Source organism: Rhizobium sp. P43, from assembly GCF_056730705.1.
On sequence record NZ_CM161539.1, the window covers coordinates 1,398,693 to 1,416,405 of the forward strand.

The 17,713-nt window shown below is 60.6% G+C and carries 16 protein-coding genes; 15 read left to right on the forward strand and 1 reads right to left on the reverse strand.

The genetic code is table 11. From position 1 onward, the window contains the following. Position 1: 1 nt before the first annotated feature. The 8 genes from AC1PUL_RS06895 (at position 2) to AC1PUL_RS06930 (ending at position 8,641) form a co-directional block, all read left to right on the forward strand. Positions 2-154: a cbb3-type cytochrome c oxidase subunit 3 gene (locus AC1PUL_RS06895; protein ID WP_307373214.1), complete on the forward strand. Its 153-nt coding sequence runs from the start codon at positions 2-4 to the stop codon at positions 152-154. A 3-nt stretch (positions 155-157) separates the two neighbouring features. Next, complete coding sequence (ccoP, locus tag AC1PUL_RS06900; RefSeq protein ID WP_480467425.1) at positions 158-1,024, forward strand: cytochrome-c oxidase, cbb3-type subunit III; 867 nt, start codon at positions 158-160, stop codon at positions 1,022-1,024. 166 nt (positions 1,025-1,190) lie between these two features. Continuing rightward, the gene (gene ccoG, locus AC1PUL_RS06905; protein ID WP_480467426.1) at positions 1,191-2,774 is read left to right on the forward strand and encodes a cytochrome c oxidase accessory protein CcoG; all 1,584 of its coding nucleotides are present in this window, start codon (positions 1,191-1,193) and stop codon (positions 2,772-2,774) included. After that, a complete protein-coding gene (locus AC1PUL_RS06910) occupies positions 2,774-3,262 on the forward strand; it encodes a FixH family protein (protein ID WP_480467428.1) in 489 nt (162 codons plus the stop codon). Before ccoG ends, AC1PUL_RS06910 begins: the two co-directional genes overlap by 1 nt. A gap of 2 nt (positions 3,263-3,264) precedes the next feature. Continuing rightward, positions 3,265-5,574: a cation-translocating P-type ATPase gene (locus tag AC1PUL_RS06915; protein WP_480467429.1), complete on the forward strand. Its 2,310-nt coding sequence runs from the start codon at positions 3,265-3,267 to the stop codon at positions 5,572-5,574. Next, positions 5,571-5,726 (forward strand): cbb3-type cytochrome oxidase assembly protein CcoS, encoded by a 156-nt coding sequence (ccoS, locus tag AC1PUL_RS06920; RefSeq protein WP_298467682.1) that lies wholly within the window; start codon positions 5,571-5,573, stop codon positions 5,724-5,726. The genes AC1PUL_RS06915 and ccoS overlap by 4 nt, the downstream gene beginning before the upstream one ends. A gap of 100 nt (positions 5,727-5,826) precedes the next feature. Beyond that, positions 5,827-7,248, forward strand: coding sequence for an NADP-dependent phosphogluconate dehydrogenase (gndA, locus tag AC1PUL_RS06925; protein WP_480467431.1), 1,422 nt, complete (start codon positions 5,827-5,829; stop codon positions 7,246-7,248). Between the two features lie 217 nt (positions 7,249-7,465). After that, positions 7,466-8,641: a GGDEF domain-containing protein gene (locus AC1PUL_RS06930; protein WP_480467432.1), complete on the forward strand. Its 1,176-nt coding sequence runs from the start codon at positions 7,466-7,468 to the stop codon at positions 8,639-8,641. 44 nt (positions 8,642-8,685) lie between these two features. On the opposite strand, the gene AC1PUL_RS06935 is transcribed toward AC1PUL_RS06930, so the two are convergent. Further along, positions 8,686-9,690 (reverse strand): LacI family transcriptional regulator, encoded by a 1,005-nt coding sequence (locus AC1PUL_RS06935; protein WP_480467434.1) that lies wholly within the window; start codon positions 9,688-9,690, stop codon positions 8,686-8,688. A 222-nt stretch (positions 9,691-9,912) separates the two neighbouring features. Here AC1PUL_RS06935 and AC1PUL_RS06940 point away from each other — a divergent pair, with 222 nt between their 5' ends. The 7 genes from AC1PUL_RS06940 to AC1PUL_RS06970 all read left to right on the forward strand — a co-directional run bounded on the left by AC1PUL_RS06940 (position 9,913) and on the right by AC1PUL_RS06970 (position 17,694). Then, the gene (locus AC1PUL_RS06940; protein WP_480467435.1) at positions 9,913-10,080 is read left to right on the forward strand and encodes a hypothetical protein; all 168 of its coding nucleotides are present in this window, start codon (positions 9,913-9,915) and stop codon (positions 10,078-10,080) included. Between the two features lie 85 nt (positions 10,081-10,165). Beyond that, positions 10,166-11,398 (forward strand): ABC transporter substrate-binding protein, encoded by a 1,233-nt coding sequence (locus AC1PUL_RS06945; protein WP_480467436.1) that lies wholly within the window; start codon positions 10,166-10,168, stop codon positions 11,396-11,398. 68 nt (positions 11,399-11,466) lie between these two features. Next, positions 11,467-12,363, forward strand: a complete 897-nt coding sequence (locus AC1PUL_RS06950) for a carbohydrate ABC transporter permease (RefSeq protein WP_298467666.1) — start codon at positions 11,467-11,469, stop codon at positions 12,361-12,363. Next, the gene (locus AC1PUL_RS06955; RefSeq protein ID WP_480467438.1) at positions 12,356-13,252 is read left to right on the forward strand and encodes a carbohydrate ABC transporter permease; all 897 of its coding nucleotides are present in this window, start codon (positions 12,356-12,358) and stop codon (positions 13,250-13,252) included. The genes AC1PUL_RS06950 and AC1PUL_RS06955 overlap by 8 nt, the downstream gene beginning before the upstream one ends. Before the next feature lie 4 nt (positions 13,253-13,256). After that, on the forward strand, positions 13,257-14,345 hold the full coding sequence (locus AC1PUL_RS06960) for an ABC transporter ATP-binding protein (RefSeq protein ID WP_480467440.1): 1,089 nt from the start codon (positions 13,257-13,259) through the stop codon (positions 14,343-14,345). 65 nt (positions 14,346-14,410) lie between these two features. After that, positions 14,411-16,870, forward strand: a complete 2,460-nt coding sequence (locus AC1PUL_RS06965) for a beta-mannosidase (protein WP_480467442.1) — start codon at positions 14,411-14,413, stop codon at positions 16,868-16,870. Positions 16,871-16,932: 62 nt separating this feature from the next. After that, complete coding sequence (locus AC1PUL_RS06970) at positions 16,933-17,694, forward strand: sugar phosphate isomerase/epimerase family protein (RefSeq protein ID WP_480467444.1); 762 nt, start codon at positions 16,933-16,935, stop codon at positions 17,692-17,694. The last annotated feature ends 19 nt before the right edge of the window (positions 17,695-17,713 follow it).

The window sequence follows — 17,713 nt, forward strand, 5'->3', positions numbered from 1 at the left end:
CATGGAAACCTACACTGCACTGCGCCAGTTCGCCGACAGTTGGGCTCTGCTTGCGATGACTCTGTTCTTCGTCGGTGTCGTGCTCTTCACATTCCGCCCGGGCGGCAAGAAGCCTGCCGACGATGCGGCCAGCATCCCTCTCAAGGAGGATTGAACAATGGCAGACAAGAAACACATCGACGAGATCAGCGGCGTCGAGACCACCGGCCATGAGTGGGACGGCATTCGCGAGCTGAACAATCCGATGCCGCGCTGGTGGGTCTATACCTTCTACGCGACGATCGTCTGGTCGATCGGCTACACGATCATGTATCCGGCCTGGCCGCTCCTGACCGACAACACCAAGGGCATGCTCGGCTATTCCAGCCGTGCGGAAGTCGCCCAGGAACTGGTTGAAGCGAAGTCGGCCCAGGCGGTCTATCTCGACAAGATTGCGGCCCTGCCGCTTGAGGAGATCATCGCCGACCAGGAACTCACCCAGTTTGCTGTTGCCGGTGGTGCCGCGGCCTTCAAGGTCAACTGCTCGCCCTGCCACGGTTCGGGTGCTGCCGGCGGTGCCGGTTATCCGAACCTCAACGACGACGACTGGCTGTGGGGCGGCGACCTCGAAGCGATCCACGCGACGATCGCCCATGGTATCCGCTACGATCAGGATCCTGACACCCGCGTCTCGGAAATGCCGGCCTTTGCCGACATCATCGAACCGGAGCAGATCAAGCAGGTTGCAGCCTATGTCGTCAGCCTGACGGGCACCCCGATCGACGCCTCGATGGTTGAGCCGGGCAAACAGATCTATGCCGATAACTGCGCCTCCTGCCATGGAGACGACGCCAAGGGCAATCGCGATTTCGGTGCGCCTAATCTCGCCGATGCTATCTGGCTGAAGGTCGATGGCGAAGCGCAAATTGCCGCGCAGATTCGTCAGCCTCGCCATGGTGCCATGCCCGGCTGGGCTGCCCGTCTCGGTGATACCACCGTCAAGCAGCTGACCGTCTACGTTCATCAGCTCGGCGGCGGCGAATAAGCATCCAGATCCTCCCAGAAGACCTTGGGCCGCATCCACAGATGCGGCCCATTTTTTATATGAAAAATCCTATGTGTTGCGACGCTTCGCCGCTGCTTGACTTAAGTCAAGGCAGGCTCGCCCCCCAGATGGGACAAGACGAGCATCAGAAGAAGGTTCTCGTCCCATGAACATGCATGCCGATCAGGCCCATGCCGCCGAGGCGCCCGAGATCGAGAGACTCGATGCCGAGGCGGTGATGTCGGCCAAGAAGCGCGGTCCGCTCTATGAGGCCCGCAAGAAGATCTTTCCGAAGCGGGCCGAAGGCAGTTTCCGTCGGTTCAAATGGATCGTCATGGCGATCACGCTCGGCATCTATTACCTGACGCCCTGGCTGCGTTGGGATCGTGGCGAGTTCGCTCCTGACCAGGCGGTTCTGATCGATATCGCCCATCGCCGCTTCTATTTCTTCTTCATCGAGATCTGGCCGCAGGAGTTCTTCTTCGTCGCCGGCCTGCTGGTCATGGCGGGCTTCGGTCTTTTCCTAATTACCTCAGCGGTTGGTCGTGCCTGGTGCGGCTATACCTGTCCGCAGACCGTTTGGGTCGATCTTTTCCTGGTGGTGGAGCGTTTCATCGAAGGTGATCGCAATGCGCGGATCAAGCTTGAGTCGGCCCCCTGGACCTTCGACAAGATATGGAAGCGTGTCACAAAACATGTGACCTGGATCCTGATCGGCGTCCTGACGGGTGGCGCCTGGATCTTCTATTTCGACGACGCGCCGTCGCTGGCCATGGATTTCCTGACCGGCAATGCCGCGCCCATCGCCTATATGACCGTCGCGATCCTCACCGCCACCACTTACGTTTTCGGCGGCCTCATGCGCGAACAGGTCTGCATCTACATGTGCCCCTGGCCGCGCATTCAGGCCGCGATGCTCGATGAGAATTCGCTTGTTGTCACCTACAATGACTGGCGTGGCGAGCCCCGTACGCGCCATGCCAAGAAGGCGATTGCCGCTGGTGAAGCAGTCGGTGACTGCGTCGATTGCAATGCCTGTGTCGCCGTCTGTCCGATGGGCATCGACATCCGCGATGGCCAGCAACTCGAATGCATCACCTGCGCCCTGTGCATCGACGCCTGCGATGGCGTGATGGACAAGGTGGGCAAGCCGCGCGGTCTGATCGCCTATGCCACACTCGACGAATATCAGTCGAACATGGCACTCGCCACGGGTGGCGGCACTGGCAGCATTGACCCCGCCAAGGTGCGCAATGCCGATGGCAGCTTCTCCGACAAGGTCCGCCATTTCGACTGGCGCGTCATCTTCCGTGCGCGTACGCTTCTCTACATGAGCGTGTGGACCGCCGTTGGAGTGGCTATGCTGATTGCGCTGCTCGGCCGCGACCGGCTTGAGGTCAACGTGTTGCACGACCGCAATCCGCAATTCGTGCTCGAATCGGATGGATCGATCCGCAACGGCTATACGGTCCGCATTCTCAACATGATCGCAGCACCACGCGAGATCCAGGTGTCGATCGAGGGGCTGCCGGATGCCACCATGAAGATCAACGGCATCAACCAGCCGCCGGCCCGTGCCTTCACCGTCTCGGTGGAGCCGGATGAGGCGACCACGCTCAAGGTCTTCGTGACACTCGCCGGTGACAAGGTCACCGATGACAACCAGGAATTCCAGTTCATCGCCAAGGATGCCGGAAGCGACGAACGCGATGTTTATGATGCCGTCTTCATGGGGCCAGGAGCCAGATAATGACCACTGACGCGAGGAAATCCTTCACTTTCACCGGCTGGCACATGCTGGCGATCATGCTGGCCTTCTTCGGCACGATCATCACGGTCAATTTCACCATGGCCTATCTCGCGACGTCGAGCTGGAGCGGCCTCGTGGTGAAGAACACCTATGTCGCCAGCCAGCAGTTTAACGGCAAGACGGCCGCGATCCGCGAGATGCTGGCGACCGGCATTGCCGGAGATCTCTCGGTTGATGCCAAGGGCATGCGCTATCGGCTGACGCTGCCGGGCAACACGCCCGTCATCGCCGATGCGGTGACGGCCCATTTCAAGCGCCCCGTCGGCACCACGCAGGATTTCGAACTGCAGATGACGCCCGCTGGAGACGGTCTCTATCTCGCTGAAACCGCAATCCTTCCGGGCAGCTGGATCGTCGAGATGCAGGCGACCAAAGACGGCAAGATGATCATGCACGAAGCGAAGCGGATCACCGTTTCGGGAGAATGACGATGAGTTGCTGTGCAGCGGGCACCGAAGGTGCACTGGATCTGGAGCGGGCAGGGGTCTCACTGCCGTCTGCGGATGAGCTGAAGCTCTCCAGCCGCGCGGTCGGGCCGGGCCTCTGGCAGGTCGACATGAGCGTGCCTGCGGTCCATTGCGGTACTTGCATCACCACGGTCGAAGGTGCGTTGAAAGCGTTGCCGGAAGTGGAGCGTGCGCGCGTCAACCTGTCGACGAAGCGCGTTTCGGTCGTATGGAAGGAGGCCGTGGATGGTGTCGAGACCGACCCGGTCAATCTGGCCCGGGCCATCGCCTCGACCGGCTACACTGCCCATCTGTTCACGGCAGCCGAAGAGGCCTCCGACGCGCTGCGCAACCAGCTGATCCGTGCTGTTGCCGTTTCCGGCTTTGCCGCCACCAACATCATGCTGCTTTCCGTCTCAGTCTGGTCCGGGGCGGATGCCTCGACACGCGATCTCTTCCACTGGATCTCGGCGATGATCGCAGCCCCGGCGCTGATCTATGCCGGTCGCTTCTTCTACGAATCGGCCTGGAACGCGCTGAAACATGGCCGCACCAACATGGATGTGCCCATCGCCATCGGCATCACGCTCTCCTATTTCGCCTCTCTCTGGGAAACCATCCATCACGGCGAACATGCCTATTTCGACGCAACGGCCTCGCTGCTCTTCTTCCTTCTGATCGGTCGTACGCTGGATCACATTATGCGCGATCGGGCACGCTCCGCCATCAGCGGGCTTGCCCGCCTCAATCCGCGCGGTGCCATGGTGCTCGGCGAGGACGGCTCGCGCGAATATCGCGCCGTGGATGAGATCCGTGTCGGGGATCAGGTTGCCATATCAGCCGGCGACCGCATTCCCGTCGATGGCATCGTCGTCTCCGGCGAAAGCGATCTCGACATGTCGATCGTCAATGGCGAAAGCGCGCCGGTCTCGGTTCGTCCAGGCTCGGAAATCCAGGCCGGCACGCTGAGCCTGACAGGCTCGCTCTCCGTCCGTGCAACGGCGACCGTCCAGAACTCCTTCCTCTCCGAAATCATCCATCTGATGGAAGCCGCCGAAGGGGGCAGGGCGCGGTACCGCCGCATCGCCGATCGTGCCGCCCAGTATTATTCCCCGGCCGTGCATTTGCTTGCGATCACCGCCTTCATTGGCTGGGGCCTGTATGATGGCGACTGGAAACACGCGATGATGGTCGCAATTGCGGTCCTGATCATCACCTGCCCCTGTGCGCTGGGCCTCGCGGTGCCTGTCGTGCAGGTTGTCGCCGCTGGCCGCCTGTTCAAGGCGGGCGTGATGGTCAAGGACGGTTCTGCCATGGAACGGCTCGCCGAGATCGAGGCCGTCGCCTTCGACAAGACCGGCACGCTGACGCTGGGTCGCCCGCGTCTCGTTGATGCCGCGCGGCTGGAGCCTGTCGCCTTTGCCGTCGCCGCCGGTCTTGCCGCCCATTCCCGACATCCGCTGTCGCGGGCGCTTTGGGCAGCCTATGGTGGCCAGCCGCGCGCCTTCGAGACCGTCCGGGAAGTGCCGGGCGCCGGTGTCGAAGCGGAGACAGAGGAAGGCGTCTGGCGCCTCGGCAACCGCCGTTTTACCTGTGACGCCGGGGCTCACGCAGCCGACGACAAGCCCTATTCCGAAGTCGTGCTATCGCTCGATGGCACCGAACGCGCCACCTTCCTGTTCGAGGACATGCTGAGGCCGCGCGCGCGCGCTTCGATCCATGCCCTTCGGCAGGCGGGTCTCGACCTCGGCATTCTGTCGGGCGATCGCGCCCCCGTCGTTGCAAAGCTTGCTGCCGATCTTAACATCGACACATGGCGGGCGGGTCTTAGCCCCCGTGACAAGGCGGAAGCCTGCGCCGAGGCATCCGCTCGTGGCCGCCGCGTGCTGATGGTCGGCGACGGGATCAATGATGCGCCGGCGCTTTCGGCCGCGCATGTGTCGATGGCGCCAGCGACAGCCGCTGATGTCGGACGTCAGGCGGCCGACTTCGTCTTCATGCGCGACGGCCTCGAAGCCGTGCCCTTTGCGATCGAGGCCTCGCGCCGCGCCGGGCGGCTGATCCGCGAGAACTTTGCATTGGCCATCGGCTATAACGTGATTGCCGTGCCGATCGCGCTTCTCGGTTACGCCACCCCGCTGATTGCCGCTGTCGCCATGTCGACCTCGTCGATCATCGTCGTGGTGAACGCGCTCCGTCTCAACCGGCTGTCGCTCGATGAACGCGTCGCTAAAGAAGCTGCGTCCGATAACCTGTCTGCAGTACGCCCTGACACAGGGAGGATTGCCGCATGAACATGCTCATTTTCCTCATCCCGATCGCGCTGTTTCTGGGCGGTCTCGGCCTCTTTGCCTTTCTCTGGTCGCTGAAGAGCGGCCAGTATGAGGACCTCGATGGTGCCGCCTGGCGGGCCATCACAGAGGATGAAGATCATCCCGCTGCGTGAGACAATCTGTTGACCAATTGATCAAGATTTTCGCTTGCCGCACCGCACCCATGATGCGACAAAGCGGCCTCCTAATCGATTTGCATGCGGAGGTCATATCGTGCAGCAAGCGGAAATCGGACTGATCGGTCTCGGAGTCATGGGCTCCAATCTGGCGCTCAACATTGCCGAAAAGGGCAATCGCATCGCGGTTTTCAACCGCACGCCCGCGCGCACGGACGAATTCCTCGGCGAAGCCGGCGAGCTCGCCGATCGCATCATTGGTTGCCACACGATCGAAGAGTTTGTTGCCGCCATCCGTCCGCCGCGTCCAATCATCATCATGATCAAGGCCGGTGACGCCGTCGACCAGCAGATTGCGGCCCTGATGCCGTATCTGTCGAAGAACGACATCATGATCGATGCCGGCAATGCGAACTTCCGCGATACGGTCGCCCGCTTCGAAAAGCTTGCCGGCACCGATTTCACCTTCATCGGCATGGGTGTATCCGGCGGTGAAGAGGGCGCCCGCCATGGTCCCTCGATCATGGTCGGCGGCACCGAGGAAAGCTGGAAGCGCGTCGAGCCGGTACTGACCTCGATCGCCGCCAAGTTCAACGACGAGCCCTGCGTTGCCTGGCTCGGCACCGATGGCGCCGGTCACTTCGTCAAGACGATCCACAACGGCATCGAATATGCCGACATGCAGATGATTGCCGAGATCTACGGCATCCTGCGCGACGGTCTGAAGATGTCGGCTGCCGAAATCGGCGAGATCTTCGGTCAGTGGAACAAGGGCCGCCTGAATTCCTATCTGATCGAAATCACCGAAAAGGTGCTGAAGGCCACGGATCCGGAAACCGGCAAGCCGATGGTCGACGTGATCGTCGATTCCGCCGGCCAGAAGGGGACCGGCAAGTGGTCTGCCATCGAGGCGCAGAACCTCGCGGTCGCCGCCTCCGGCATCGAGGCCGCTGTTGCCGGCCGCGTGCTGTCGTCGCTCCGCGAAGAGCGTATTTCGGCCGAAAAGCTTTTCGGACTGCCGGCGCTGGCCGAGGCGCCGAAGGACAAGGCCGCCTTCATCGCCGATCTCGAGAACGCGCTGCTGGCCGCCAAGATTGCCGCCTATGCCCAGGGATTTGCGGTCATGTCGTCGGCATCTGAAGAGTTCCACTGGTCGCTGCCGATGCCGACGATCGCCCGCATCTGGCGCGCCGGCTGCATCATCCGCTCGCAGTTCCTCGACGAGATCACCTCGGCCTTCACCAAGGATCCGAATGTCGCCAATCTCGTGGTGACCCCGGCCTTCGCCCAGATGGTCAAGGAAACCGATGGCGCGCTGCGTCGCGTCGTTGCCCATGCCGTCCTGTCCGGCCTGCCGGTTCCGGCGCTGGCCTCGGCGCTTTCCTACTTCGACACCTATCGTCGCGCTCGCGGCACGGCGAACCTGATCCAGGCGCAGCGCGACTTCTTCGGTGCGCATGGCTTTGATCGTCTCGACGGCAAGGACATGCATCACGGTCCCTGGGCCGGCCAGTTCTGACCGGTCCTTGGCGACCCGTCGCCTGCTCGAGGCCCGATATCGGATGATGTCGGGCCTTTTTCTTTGGACGTAGTGGTCTTGCGATCGCCCTGTGAATAATGGTCATCCGGTCGCCGATTGGTTAAATTGTTACCAATTCGTTTACCTCGGAGTTAATGTCTGTCGCCTAGCCTCACGACGCGGTTAATCATTCCGTTCAAATTTCAGGCGTTTCGTGATGGTCTCTGTTAACTTTCCCACACTTGCACTCGGTGCGTTTGCGCTTCTGTCGGTGTTTTCCATTCTGTATGGGCGGCATTGGCGTGGGGAGCCGAAGCGAAGCGAATTCCTGTTGTTTTCGGCAGCTTCTGGACTGGCAGGTTTCGGCGCCCTGTTGTCGTTCTTTGCGGACGGCGGTTATGGCCTGGTCACGGTTGCTCTCGCCCAGACACTCATTCTCGCCGGTTTCGCACTCGCCTGGCAGGGCATGCGTGCCTTCGATCATCGCAAGCTCGATCTGAAACTCGCGGCGGCCGGTCCTCTGGCCTTTCTGCTGCTGACGACGTCGGCACCCTTGCTGCAGGAGAGCTTTGCCGCGCGTTACCTGCTCGCTGCCGCGATCGGTGCCATTTATACCGGTCTTGCCGCCTGGGAGCTGAAAGTGTCCGAGACGGAAGAGCAGCTGACGAACCGGCCCATCGCCTATCTCTGGTTTGCCGCTTTATCCCTCGTGCTGCTGTTTTCATGCGTCGCCGCCTATCTCTCGCCCGGTCTAGCGAGTGCTTCGACCGGCTCCAGTCCCGTTTGGCTCGCGATTGCCGTCTTTGCCCTCTTCCTCCATGCGTTGATGGCGCCCTTGTCACTCTCTCTGCTGGTGCGGGATCGGTTGGTTGTCGAACATCGCTGGTCGAGCGCAACGGATGCGCTGACGGGGATTGCGAACCGCTTCACCTTCCTCGACATGCTACAAACGCTGTCGACCAAGATCCGCGGGGAGGGGGCATTTCTCTATATTGACGTCGATCACGTGAAGCGCATCAACGATCGCTACGGGCATTCGGGTGGTGACGAGGTGTTGAAGACCTGCGCCGAAATCATTCTGAGAGAACTGCCGGAGCACACCTTGCTTGGCCGTCTGGCCGGTGCGGAGTTTGCGGCCTATGTGCCCTTCTGCAAGGTCGAGGAGGCCGAAAAGCTCGGACATATCATCCATGACAGCGTTGAACAGCAGATGTTCTTTCTGGGTGGCGAGCTCGTGCCGGTGACTGTCAGCGTCGGTGTGGCGCATGGCGCCATGCAGGTGACCGCAGATGAACTCCTGAAGCGGGCCGATGCGGCACTGCATAAAGCCAAGGTCAACGGCCGCAACTCCGTGGTCGTCTGGGACGATGCGCAGCGTCCGTCCTATGCCTGAGCCGGCCTTGCAGCAGATCCTTTTGCGTTCCGAGGGCGAGCGGCCTATTCCCAGCGCGGCTTACTGATGTTCTGCAGCAGCTCCGGGTCAACGCCATCAATCCTTGCAATGACCGCCTTGGCAAGCTCCCGGCCCGACTGGCGAACGTCTTCATAGACGGCAATGATATCGGGGCGTATCCAGTTCAGGATCGGCGTGCCCTGTTTGGCAACCAGGTCAATCTCGACCCCGACCCGCTTGCCCGCCGCCTCGATCCCGGCATTGGCAGCGATCGCACTGCTGCCGGAGGATGAGATCAAGCCGTCCGGCGCATCCGGACCCCGCATCAGCTCTTCGACCGTGGACCGGATCTGGCCGAGCGTGGCATCGATGTTGATGTGCAGCGGAACCTCTTCGGCGCCGAAAGCCTTCAGCCCGCGCATGAAGCCATCGAAGGTATGCTGGTAATAGGTCAGCTTGCTTGGAGGCGGGAGCAGGGCGATGCGTCGGCGTCCACGCTTCACCAGACGTTCCACGGCTCCATAGGCGAAGGCCTCGTTGTCGAAGTCATGGAACGGATGCTCGATGCCCATGTCGGTCCGCCCGTGGGTGACAAAAGGCATGTTCTGCTCGGTGAGCAGCCGCACGCGAGGGTCATCGGGTTCCGTCCGGGAAATGATGACGCCGTCCGCTGATCCTGTCTCCAGGATGTAACGCACGGGCAGCATCGGGTCCTTGGTATGTGCATGGGGTGTTACGACAATGTGGTAGGGCGTGCCCGACAGCACTTCCGAAATCCCGACCACCATCTGATTGGAGAAGCCCAGGATCTCCTCGTCAATGCCAAGCACAAGGGCGATGACGTTGGTCTTGCCGGTCCGCAATCGAACGCCGGCGCGGTTTGGCTGGTAACCCAATTGGCGGGCAACCATACGGACCCGTTCCTTCGTTTCCGCGCCGATATCCGGCGCGTCTTTCAGCGCCCGGGAAACGGTGGTGATGCCGAGGCCCGTCATGAAGGCGATCGTTTTGAGCGTCGGCCGCTCCTTCGTCGCGATTGGGCGGTCCATCAGGCCGCTCCCCTGCAGATCTGTCATATTGTCCCCACCGGTCTTACAAGTCCCGCTTATAGTTGGCTTTTCCCTTTCTGCATACCTGACGACCGACACCTCCATCCGTTGCCTTGAATGAAAAATCTGAAACGATACAGTTCGTTTGTCGAGCCCAATTCCATGCTGCGGTGCGATGAATAACAACTATGGAGAGTGCCTTTCAGATTGCGATTCGTGTCTATGGCCCGTGACATCGAGACAACGCAGTTGCAGCAAATCTTTTCGAATTTGGGTGCAATTCGTTCAATCCAGGCGGATTTCGGCAATATTGCTGCGCAATATCCAGATTGCCCAAAGCGATTTGGATTTTTCATTCCAACACACGCCCTGACTGAAAATCAGCTGTAATAGAAAATTTACAATCCGCCTGGTTGCGTCTGCGGATTCTTTGTCATAAGTTTTTCCGGCAACGTTTCAGTGAGGGAGGAGACTCATGAATTTTCGTAGCTTCGCGGCAGCTTTGGCCGCAACAGTCGCCATGCCGTTCGCAGCGGCTCACGCAACCGATCTTGAAGTAACCCATTGGTGGACATCGGGCGGTGAGGCTGCGGCTGTCGCCGAGCTTGCCAAGGCTTTCGACGCCACCGGCAACAAGTGGGTCGATGGCGCGATCGCCGGTGGTGGCGGTACGGCACGTCCGATCATGATCAGCCGCATTACCGGCGGCGATCCGATGGGGGCCACCCAGTTCAACCACGGTCAGCAGGCTCTCGAGCTTGTCGAGGCTGGTCTGATGCTGGATCTGACCGATGTCGCCGAGGCAGAAGGTTGGAAAGACAAGGTTTTCCCGCCGTCGCTGCTCGACGCCTGCACGGTTGACGGTCGGATCTACTGCGCACCGGTGAACATTCACTCGCCGGAGTGGCTGTGGCTGTCCAACAAGGCGTTTGAGGAGGCAGGCGTTCCTGTCCCGACAAATTGGAATGAGTTTGTTGCGGCTGCGCCTGCGCTCGAGAAGGCAGGCAAGATCCCGCTGGCTCTCGGTAACCAGCCCTGGCAGTCCAACCTCGCCTTTGGTGCGATGCAGATCGCAGTTGCCGGTCTCGACAACTGGAAGGCAGTCAACGTCGACAAGAACATGGACGTTGCGGCCGGACCCGAATATTTGAAGGTTTTCCAGGCTGCGGCTGACGCTCGCAAGCTTGCTGCCAAGTCTACCGTTCAGGATTGGAACCAGGCAACCAACCTCGTCATCACCGATCAGGCCGGTGGCCAGATCATGGGTGACTGGGCGCAGGGCGAATTCGCCGTCGCCGGTGAAGTGGCTGGCAAGGATTACACCTGCCTTCCCGGCCTCGGTCTGAACGAGTACATTTCGACCGGTGGTGATGCCTTCTACTTCCCGAAGCTGAACGATCCTGAAAAGGAAAAGGCGCAGAAGGAACTTGCAGCCCTCATGGTCTCCAAGGAAGTGCAGGTCGCCTTCAACCTGAAGAAGGGTTCGCTGCCGATCCGCGGTGACGTCGATCTGGCTGCCGCCAACGACTGCATGAAGAAGGGTCTCGAAATCCTGGCTAGCGGGAACATCATCCCCTCAGGTGACATGGTCTGGTCTCCGGACGTGCAGAAGCAGAACGAAGACCTCATGGTCGAGTTCTGGAAGTCTGACATGTCGCCGGAAGAAGCCCATCAGAAGTGGGTTCAGAATCTCAAGAGCGGTAGCTGAGGCCTCTCGGTCTCACGCCGACTGCCCGGCTTTGCCGGGCAGTCACCCCCCATTCTGGAGGTTTTGCCATGTCGCGCGTTGCACGGCCGTCTCGGCTGTTTCGCAATCTCAACGGCAAGATCGCGGCTTTGCCCATGATCTTTACCGCGCTCGTCGTCTTTGTCGGCGGGACGCTCTGGACCGTTGTTTACTCATTCACCAATTCCAAGCTGCTGCCACGCGCCAATTTCGTCGGTCTTGAGCAGTATGAGCGTCTCTGGAGCACCAGCCGCTGGTGGGTGTCGATCGAGAACATCTTCATTTACGGCGTCCTATCATTGATCTTCACCATCGTGATCGGCTTTCTGCTGGCGGTGCTGCTCGACCAGAAGATCCGCTACGAGGATGCTTTCCGCACCGTTCTGCTCTATCCGTTTGCGCTGTCATTCATTGTGACCGGCCTCGTCTGGCAGTGGATCCTCAATCCCGAATTCGGCGTTCAGTCGATCGTGCGCGGTTTGGGCTGGGAAAGCTTCGAATTCGATCCGCTCTACAACCCCGATATTGTCATCTATGGCCTGCTGATTGCCGGACTTTGGCAAGGCACCGGATTTGTCATGTGCATCATGCTGGCCGGCCTGCGCGGTATCGACGAGGATATCTGGAAGGCAGCGCGCGTCGACGGCATTCCGAAATGGCGGACCTACATTTTTATCGTCATTCCCATGATGCGCCCGGTCTTCATCACCTCTCTGGTTCTCATCGCATCCGGTATTGTCCGACTTTACGATCTGGTTGTCGCACAGACATCCGGCGGACCGGGCAATGCGTCGGAAGTGCCTGCGAAATATGTCTATGACTACATGTTCCAGGCCCAGAATCTTGGCCAGGGTCTGGCTGCATCGACCATGATGCTGCTCACGGTTCTGATCGTCCTCATCCCTTGGGCCTATCTTGAATTCGGCGGGAGACGCAAACATGGTTGATCACGTCATGACCGGCCCGCGCGGCGCGCGGCCGAAGCGGATGTTCTCCAGCCGCAACATCATCCTCTATGGTATCCTGCTGCTCGTCAGCCTCTATTATCTGCTGCCGCTTTGGGTGATGGTGGTCACCTCGCTCAAGGGCATGCCGGAAATCCGGCTTGGCAATATCTTTGCCCCGCCAGTCGAAGTGACGTTCGAACCTTGGGTCAAGGCCTGGGCCACGGCCTGCACGGGCTTGAACTGCGATGGTCTGTCTCGCGGTTTCTGGAATTCCGTGCAGATCCTGGTGCCGTCGGTCGTCGTTTCGATCCTGATTGCCTCGCTGAACGGCTATGCCCTGGTCAATTGGAAGTTCAAGGGCTCGGAAGTCTTCTTCACGATCCTGATTTTCGGGGCCTTCATTCCCTATCAGGTCATGCTTTACCCGCTGGTCATCCTGCTGCGTGAAATGGGGATCTACGGTAGCCTGAGCGGGCTGGTGATCGTGCATACGATCTTCGGCATGCCGATCCTGACGCTGTTGTTCCGCAACTATTTCGTCTCGCTGCCGGAAGAACTGTTCAAGGCGGCGCGCATTGATGGGGCAGGGTTCTGGCAGATCTATTTCCGCATCATGCTGCCGATGTCGCTGCCGATCTTTGTCGTCGCGATCATCCTGCAGGTTACGGGTATCTGGAACGACTTCCTGTTCGGTGTCGTCTACACCCGGCCCGATACCTATCCGATGACGGTTCAGCTGAACAATATCGTCAATTCGGTGCAGGGCGTGAAGGAATACAACGTCAACATGGCCGCCACACTGCTGACCGGCGCCGTGCCGCTCATCGTCTATTTCCTGTCCGGACGCCTCTTCGTCCGGGGTATCGCCGCCGGCGCAGTCAAGGGTTAAGCTCATGTCGCATAGTGTATCGATCAAGGACCTCTCGCTGAGCTTCGGCGCGGTCAAAGTGCTGGAAAACCTCAATCTGGACATTGTCGATGGGGAGTTCATCGTTCTCCTCGGCGCCTCCGGTTGCGGCAAGTCCACGCTTCTCAACTGCATCGCCGGTCTGCTGGAGCCGACCGACGGGCAGATCTTCATCAAGGGGCGAAACGTCACTTGGGAAGAGCCCAAGGACCGGGGCATCGGCATGGTGTTCCAGTCCTATGCGCTTTATCCGCAGATGACCGTGAAGAAGAACCTCTCCTTCGGCCTGCAAGTCGCGAAAATGCCGAAGGACGAGATCGATAAGCGCGTCCAGCGCGCCGCCGACATCCTGCAGATCGGGCCGCTGCTCGACCGCAAGCCGTCGGCACTCTCCGGTGGTCAGCGCCAGCGCGTGGCGATCGGCCGTGCGCTGGTACGCGATGTCGACGTCTTCCTGTTCGACGAGCCGCTGTCGAACCTCGATGCCAAGCTGCGCTCGGAGTTGCGCGTCGAGATCAAGCGCCTGCACCACAGCCTCAAGAACACGATGATCTATGTCACGCATGACCAGATCGAGGCGCTGACGCTGGCCGACCGCATCGCCATCATGAAGAGCGGCGTCATCCAGCAGCTCGCCGATCCGAACACGATCTACAACCGGCCGCGAAACCTTTTCGTTGCCGGCTTCATCGGCTCGCCGTCGATGAACTTCCTGCATGGCGACTTGGTCAACGAGGGTGGCGATATCTTCTTCCGCACCCATGATGTGCTGTTCTCGATGAAGGGCTACCGCTCGCAGGAAACCCTGACGGCTGGCCGCAAGGTGGTGCTCGGCGTGCGTCCTGAACACATCAAGGTCGATGAAGAGAACGGCATCGGCGAGTTGCATGAGGCGATCGTCGACATCGAAGAGCCGATGGGCGCCGACAATCTGCTCTGGCTGAAGCATGCCGGTCACACCATGTCGGTGCGTATCGGCGGCACCCGCCGTTATGCGCCGGGTGCCAAGGTTCGCCTGGGCTTCGATATGGAAGTCGCCTCCCTCTTCGATGCCGAGAGCGAAGAGCGCATCTGACACGTTCCCCCCTCGCGTCCCGGACTGTGACCGGGGCGCATTTTTTCTTCTGCAGGACTGATGTCATGAACCAGAGTGCTGATAGCGGCGTCATCGATCTTCACGGCGAATGGCGCCTCTCTTCCGTCGATGGCGAGCACCAGGAAGCCATCGCGCTGCCCGGCGACGTGCACTCCGCCCTCTATGCAGCAGGCCTGATGCCGGATCCGTATTTCGGTCGCAACGAGGAGGTCGTGCAATGGGTCGCCGAGCGCGACTGGGCGGTCGAGCGCAGCTTTGTCATCCCGGATATCTCCGGCAGCTGGTATCTCGACATCGACTATCTCGACACGGTTGCCGTGGTCTTCGTCAATGGCGTGCCGGTGCTCTCCGCCGACAACTGCTTCCGCCGCTATCGCCCCGATGTCAGCCATGCGCTTCAGCCGGGTGAGAACACCGTTCGTATCGTCTTTCATTCGAGCCTGACGGCGGGCGCTGAGCGCCAGGCACGGCAACCCTTCTATGTGCCCTATCACAAGGGCAATTCGCCGCTTCCGCATGGCAATATGCTGCGCAAGCCGCAATGCCATTTCGGCTGGGACTGGAACATCGCCATTGCGCCGCTCGGGATCTACGGCACGCTGTCGCTGAGGAAACTCGACCCGGCGCGCATCGAGCATGTCGAGACCGAACAACTCCACCATGCCGATGGTCGCGTCGAGCTCAAGGTTACCGCTACCATCCATTCTGTCGAGCCCGCCGTCGTGCCTGTGCATTTCTCGCTCGATGGAGAACGCGTGCGGCTTGATGTCGGCATTTCTGCTGGTGAAACCAAGATTGTCCATGTCTTCGAAGTGGAAAACCCGCGTCTCTGGTGGCCGGCGGGGTCCGGCGATCAGGCGCTTTATGCGCTGTCCGTCGACCTGCCGACCGAGACCGTCACCCGCCAGATCGGCCTGCGCACCGTCGAACTGCTGACCGACTCGGATGCCGCCGGCAGCCGCTTTGCGCTCAAGGTCAATGGCCGCGAGATCTTCTGCCGCGGCGCCAACTGGATCCCGGCGGATGCATTGTTCACCCGCTCCTCGGAGGAGAAGACCACCGATCTTCTGAATTCGGCGGTCGCAGCCCACATGAACATGATCCGAGTCTGGGGCGGTGGCTTCTACGAGCCGGACTGGTTCTACGACCTCTGCGACCGGCTGGGCCTGATGGTCTGGCAGGATTTCATGTTCTCCTGCAATCTCTACCCCTGCACCGAGGACTTCCTCGACAACGTCGCCCACGAGGTCGACTACCAGGTCCGGCGGCTCTCGAGCCACGCCTCGGTCGTCCTCTGGTGCGGTGACAACGAACTGGTCGGCGCGCTCACCTGGTTCCCGGAGTCGATTGCCAACCGCGACCGCTATCTCGTCGCCTATGACCGCCTCAACCGGACCATCGAGCAGGGCGTCAAACGCGCATTCCCGCAAGGCATCTGGTGGCCGTCGAGCCCGGCCTCGGGCTATCTCGACTATGGCGACGCCTGGCATGCCGATGGCTCCGGCGACATGCACTATTGGTCGGTCTGGCACGAGAACAAGAGTTTCGATAATTACCGGACTGTCAAACCGCGCTTCTGTTCGGAATTCGGGTTCCAGTCCTATACCTCGCTGCCGGTCATCGAGACATTTGCCGACAAGAGCGACATGAATATCGCGTCGCCTGTGATCGAGCTGCATCAGAAGAATGCGGGCGGCAACGAGCGGATCGCGGGCACGATGTTCCGCTATTTCCGTTTTCCGAAGGATTTTGCCAATTTCGTCTATCTGAGCCAGATCCAGCAGGGCCTCGCCATCAAGACCGCCGTCGAATACTGGCGCTCGCTGAAACCCCATTGCATGGGCACGATCTACTGGCAGCTCAACGACACCTGGCCGGTCGCCTCCTGGTCCAGCCTCGATTACGGCGGCAACTGGAAGGCGATGCATTACATGGTGCGCCGCTTCTTCCAGCCGGTCGCGGTCGCCGCCATACCGTCCGAAGACGGCAGCACCATTGCGCTGTCGATGGTCAACGACACGCTCGATACCGTCACCATCGACGCCAATCTCTTCATGCTGACTCTGTCGGGTGATCGCATTCCGCTGAAAAGCGTGCAGGGCGATTGCGGCCCGGATGCCGCCGACCTGCTCGTCACGCTGGATGCCAGCGAGATCCCGGCCGACGGTCTGCTCGCCTGGAGCTTCATCGCCTCGAATGGCATGAGCGGGGAGGGGCATTTCCTCAACGGCACCTACAAGGCGCTCGATCTTGAGCCCTCGCGCCTCGAAACATCGGTCACGCCGACCGGCGATGGTGCGTTCGAGGTGACGGTCGCGGCCAGAGGCCTTGCCCTCTTTGTCATGCTCGAAAGCGCAACCCCCGGGCGCTACTCCGACAACGCCTTCGACCTTTCGGCCGGCGAAAGCCGACGGATCATTTTCACGCCGGACACCGCTCTGCCCGCCGATACCGTGCCGGACTTCCGTATCTACGATCTCTACACCTGCCAATCGGTGGACTGACAGGCGACACAAACAAGGCCCTGGGCCCCCGATCCAGGGAAAACGAGGAGGAGACTACGCCCATGACCAAACTCGGCTTCCAGCTTTACAGCGCCCGTAACTTCCAGCCCTTCAGCGGCATTTATCCGAAGCTCAAGGCTGCCGGTTACGGCGAAGTTGAGGGTTATGGCGCCCTCTACGCGTCACTCGCCGATGGCGAGCTGGATGCTTTCCGCAAGGAGCTCGACCAGAACCACTTGACCATGCCGACCGCGCATTTCGGCCTCGACATGATCGAGAACGACCCGGCCCGTGTCATCAAGATCGCAAAAACGCTCGGCATCGAGGCGGTCTATTGCCCCTATCTGATGCCCGACCAGCGTCCCTCGGATGCGGCCGGCTGGTTCGCCTTCGGCCAGCGGCTGCAGGCCGCCGGCAAGCCGCTGCGCGATGCCGGTCTGGTCTTCGGTTGGCACAATCACGACTTCGAATTCGCAGCCTTGCCGGACGGATCGACGCCGCAGGAACAGATCCTTGCCGGCGGCCCCGAACTCGACTGGGAAGCCGACATCGCCTGGGTTATCAGAGGCAAGGCCGATCCCTTCGCCTGGATCGAAAGCTACGGCAAGCGCATCAGCGCCGTCCACGTCAAGGACATCGCACCGGCAGGCGAGAACGCGGATGAAGACGGTTGGGCCGATGTCGGCCATGGCACCGTCGACTGGAAGGGCCTGGTTGCGGCGCTGAAGGGCACCCGCGTCAAGCATTTCGTCGTGGAGCACGACAATCCCAAGGACATTGACCGGCTGATCACCCGCTCGATCGCCTCCTTCAAGACCTATTGAACCACTCGCAGCAAGCAGG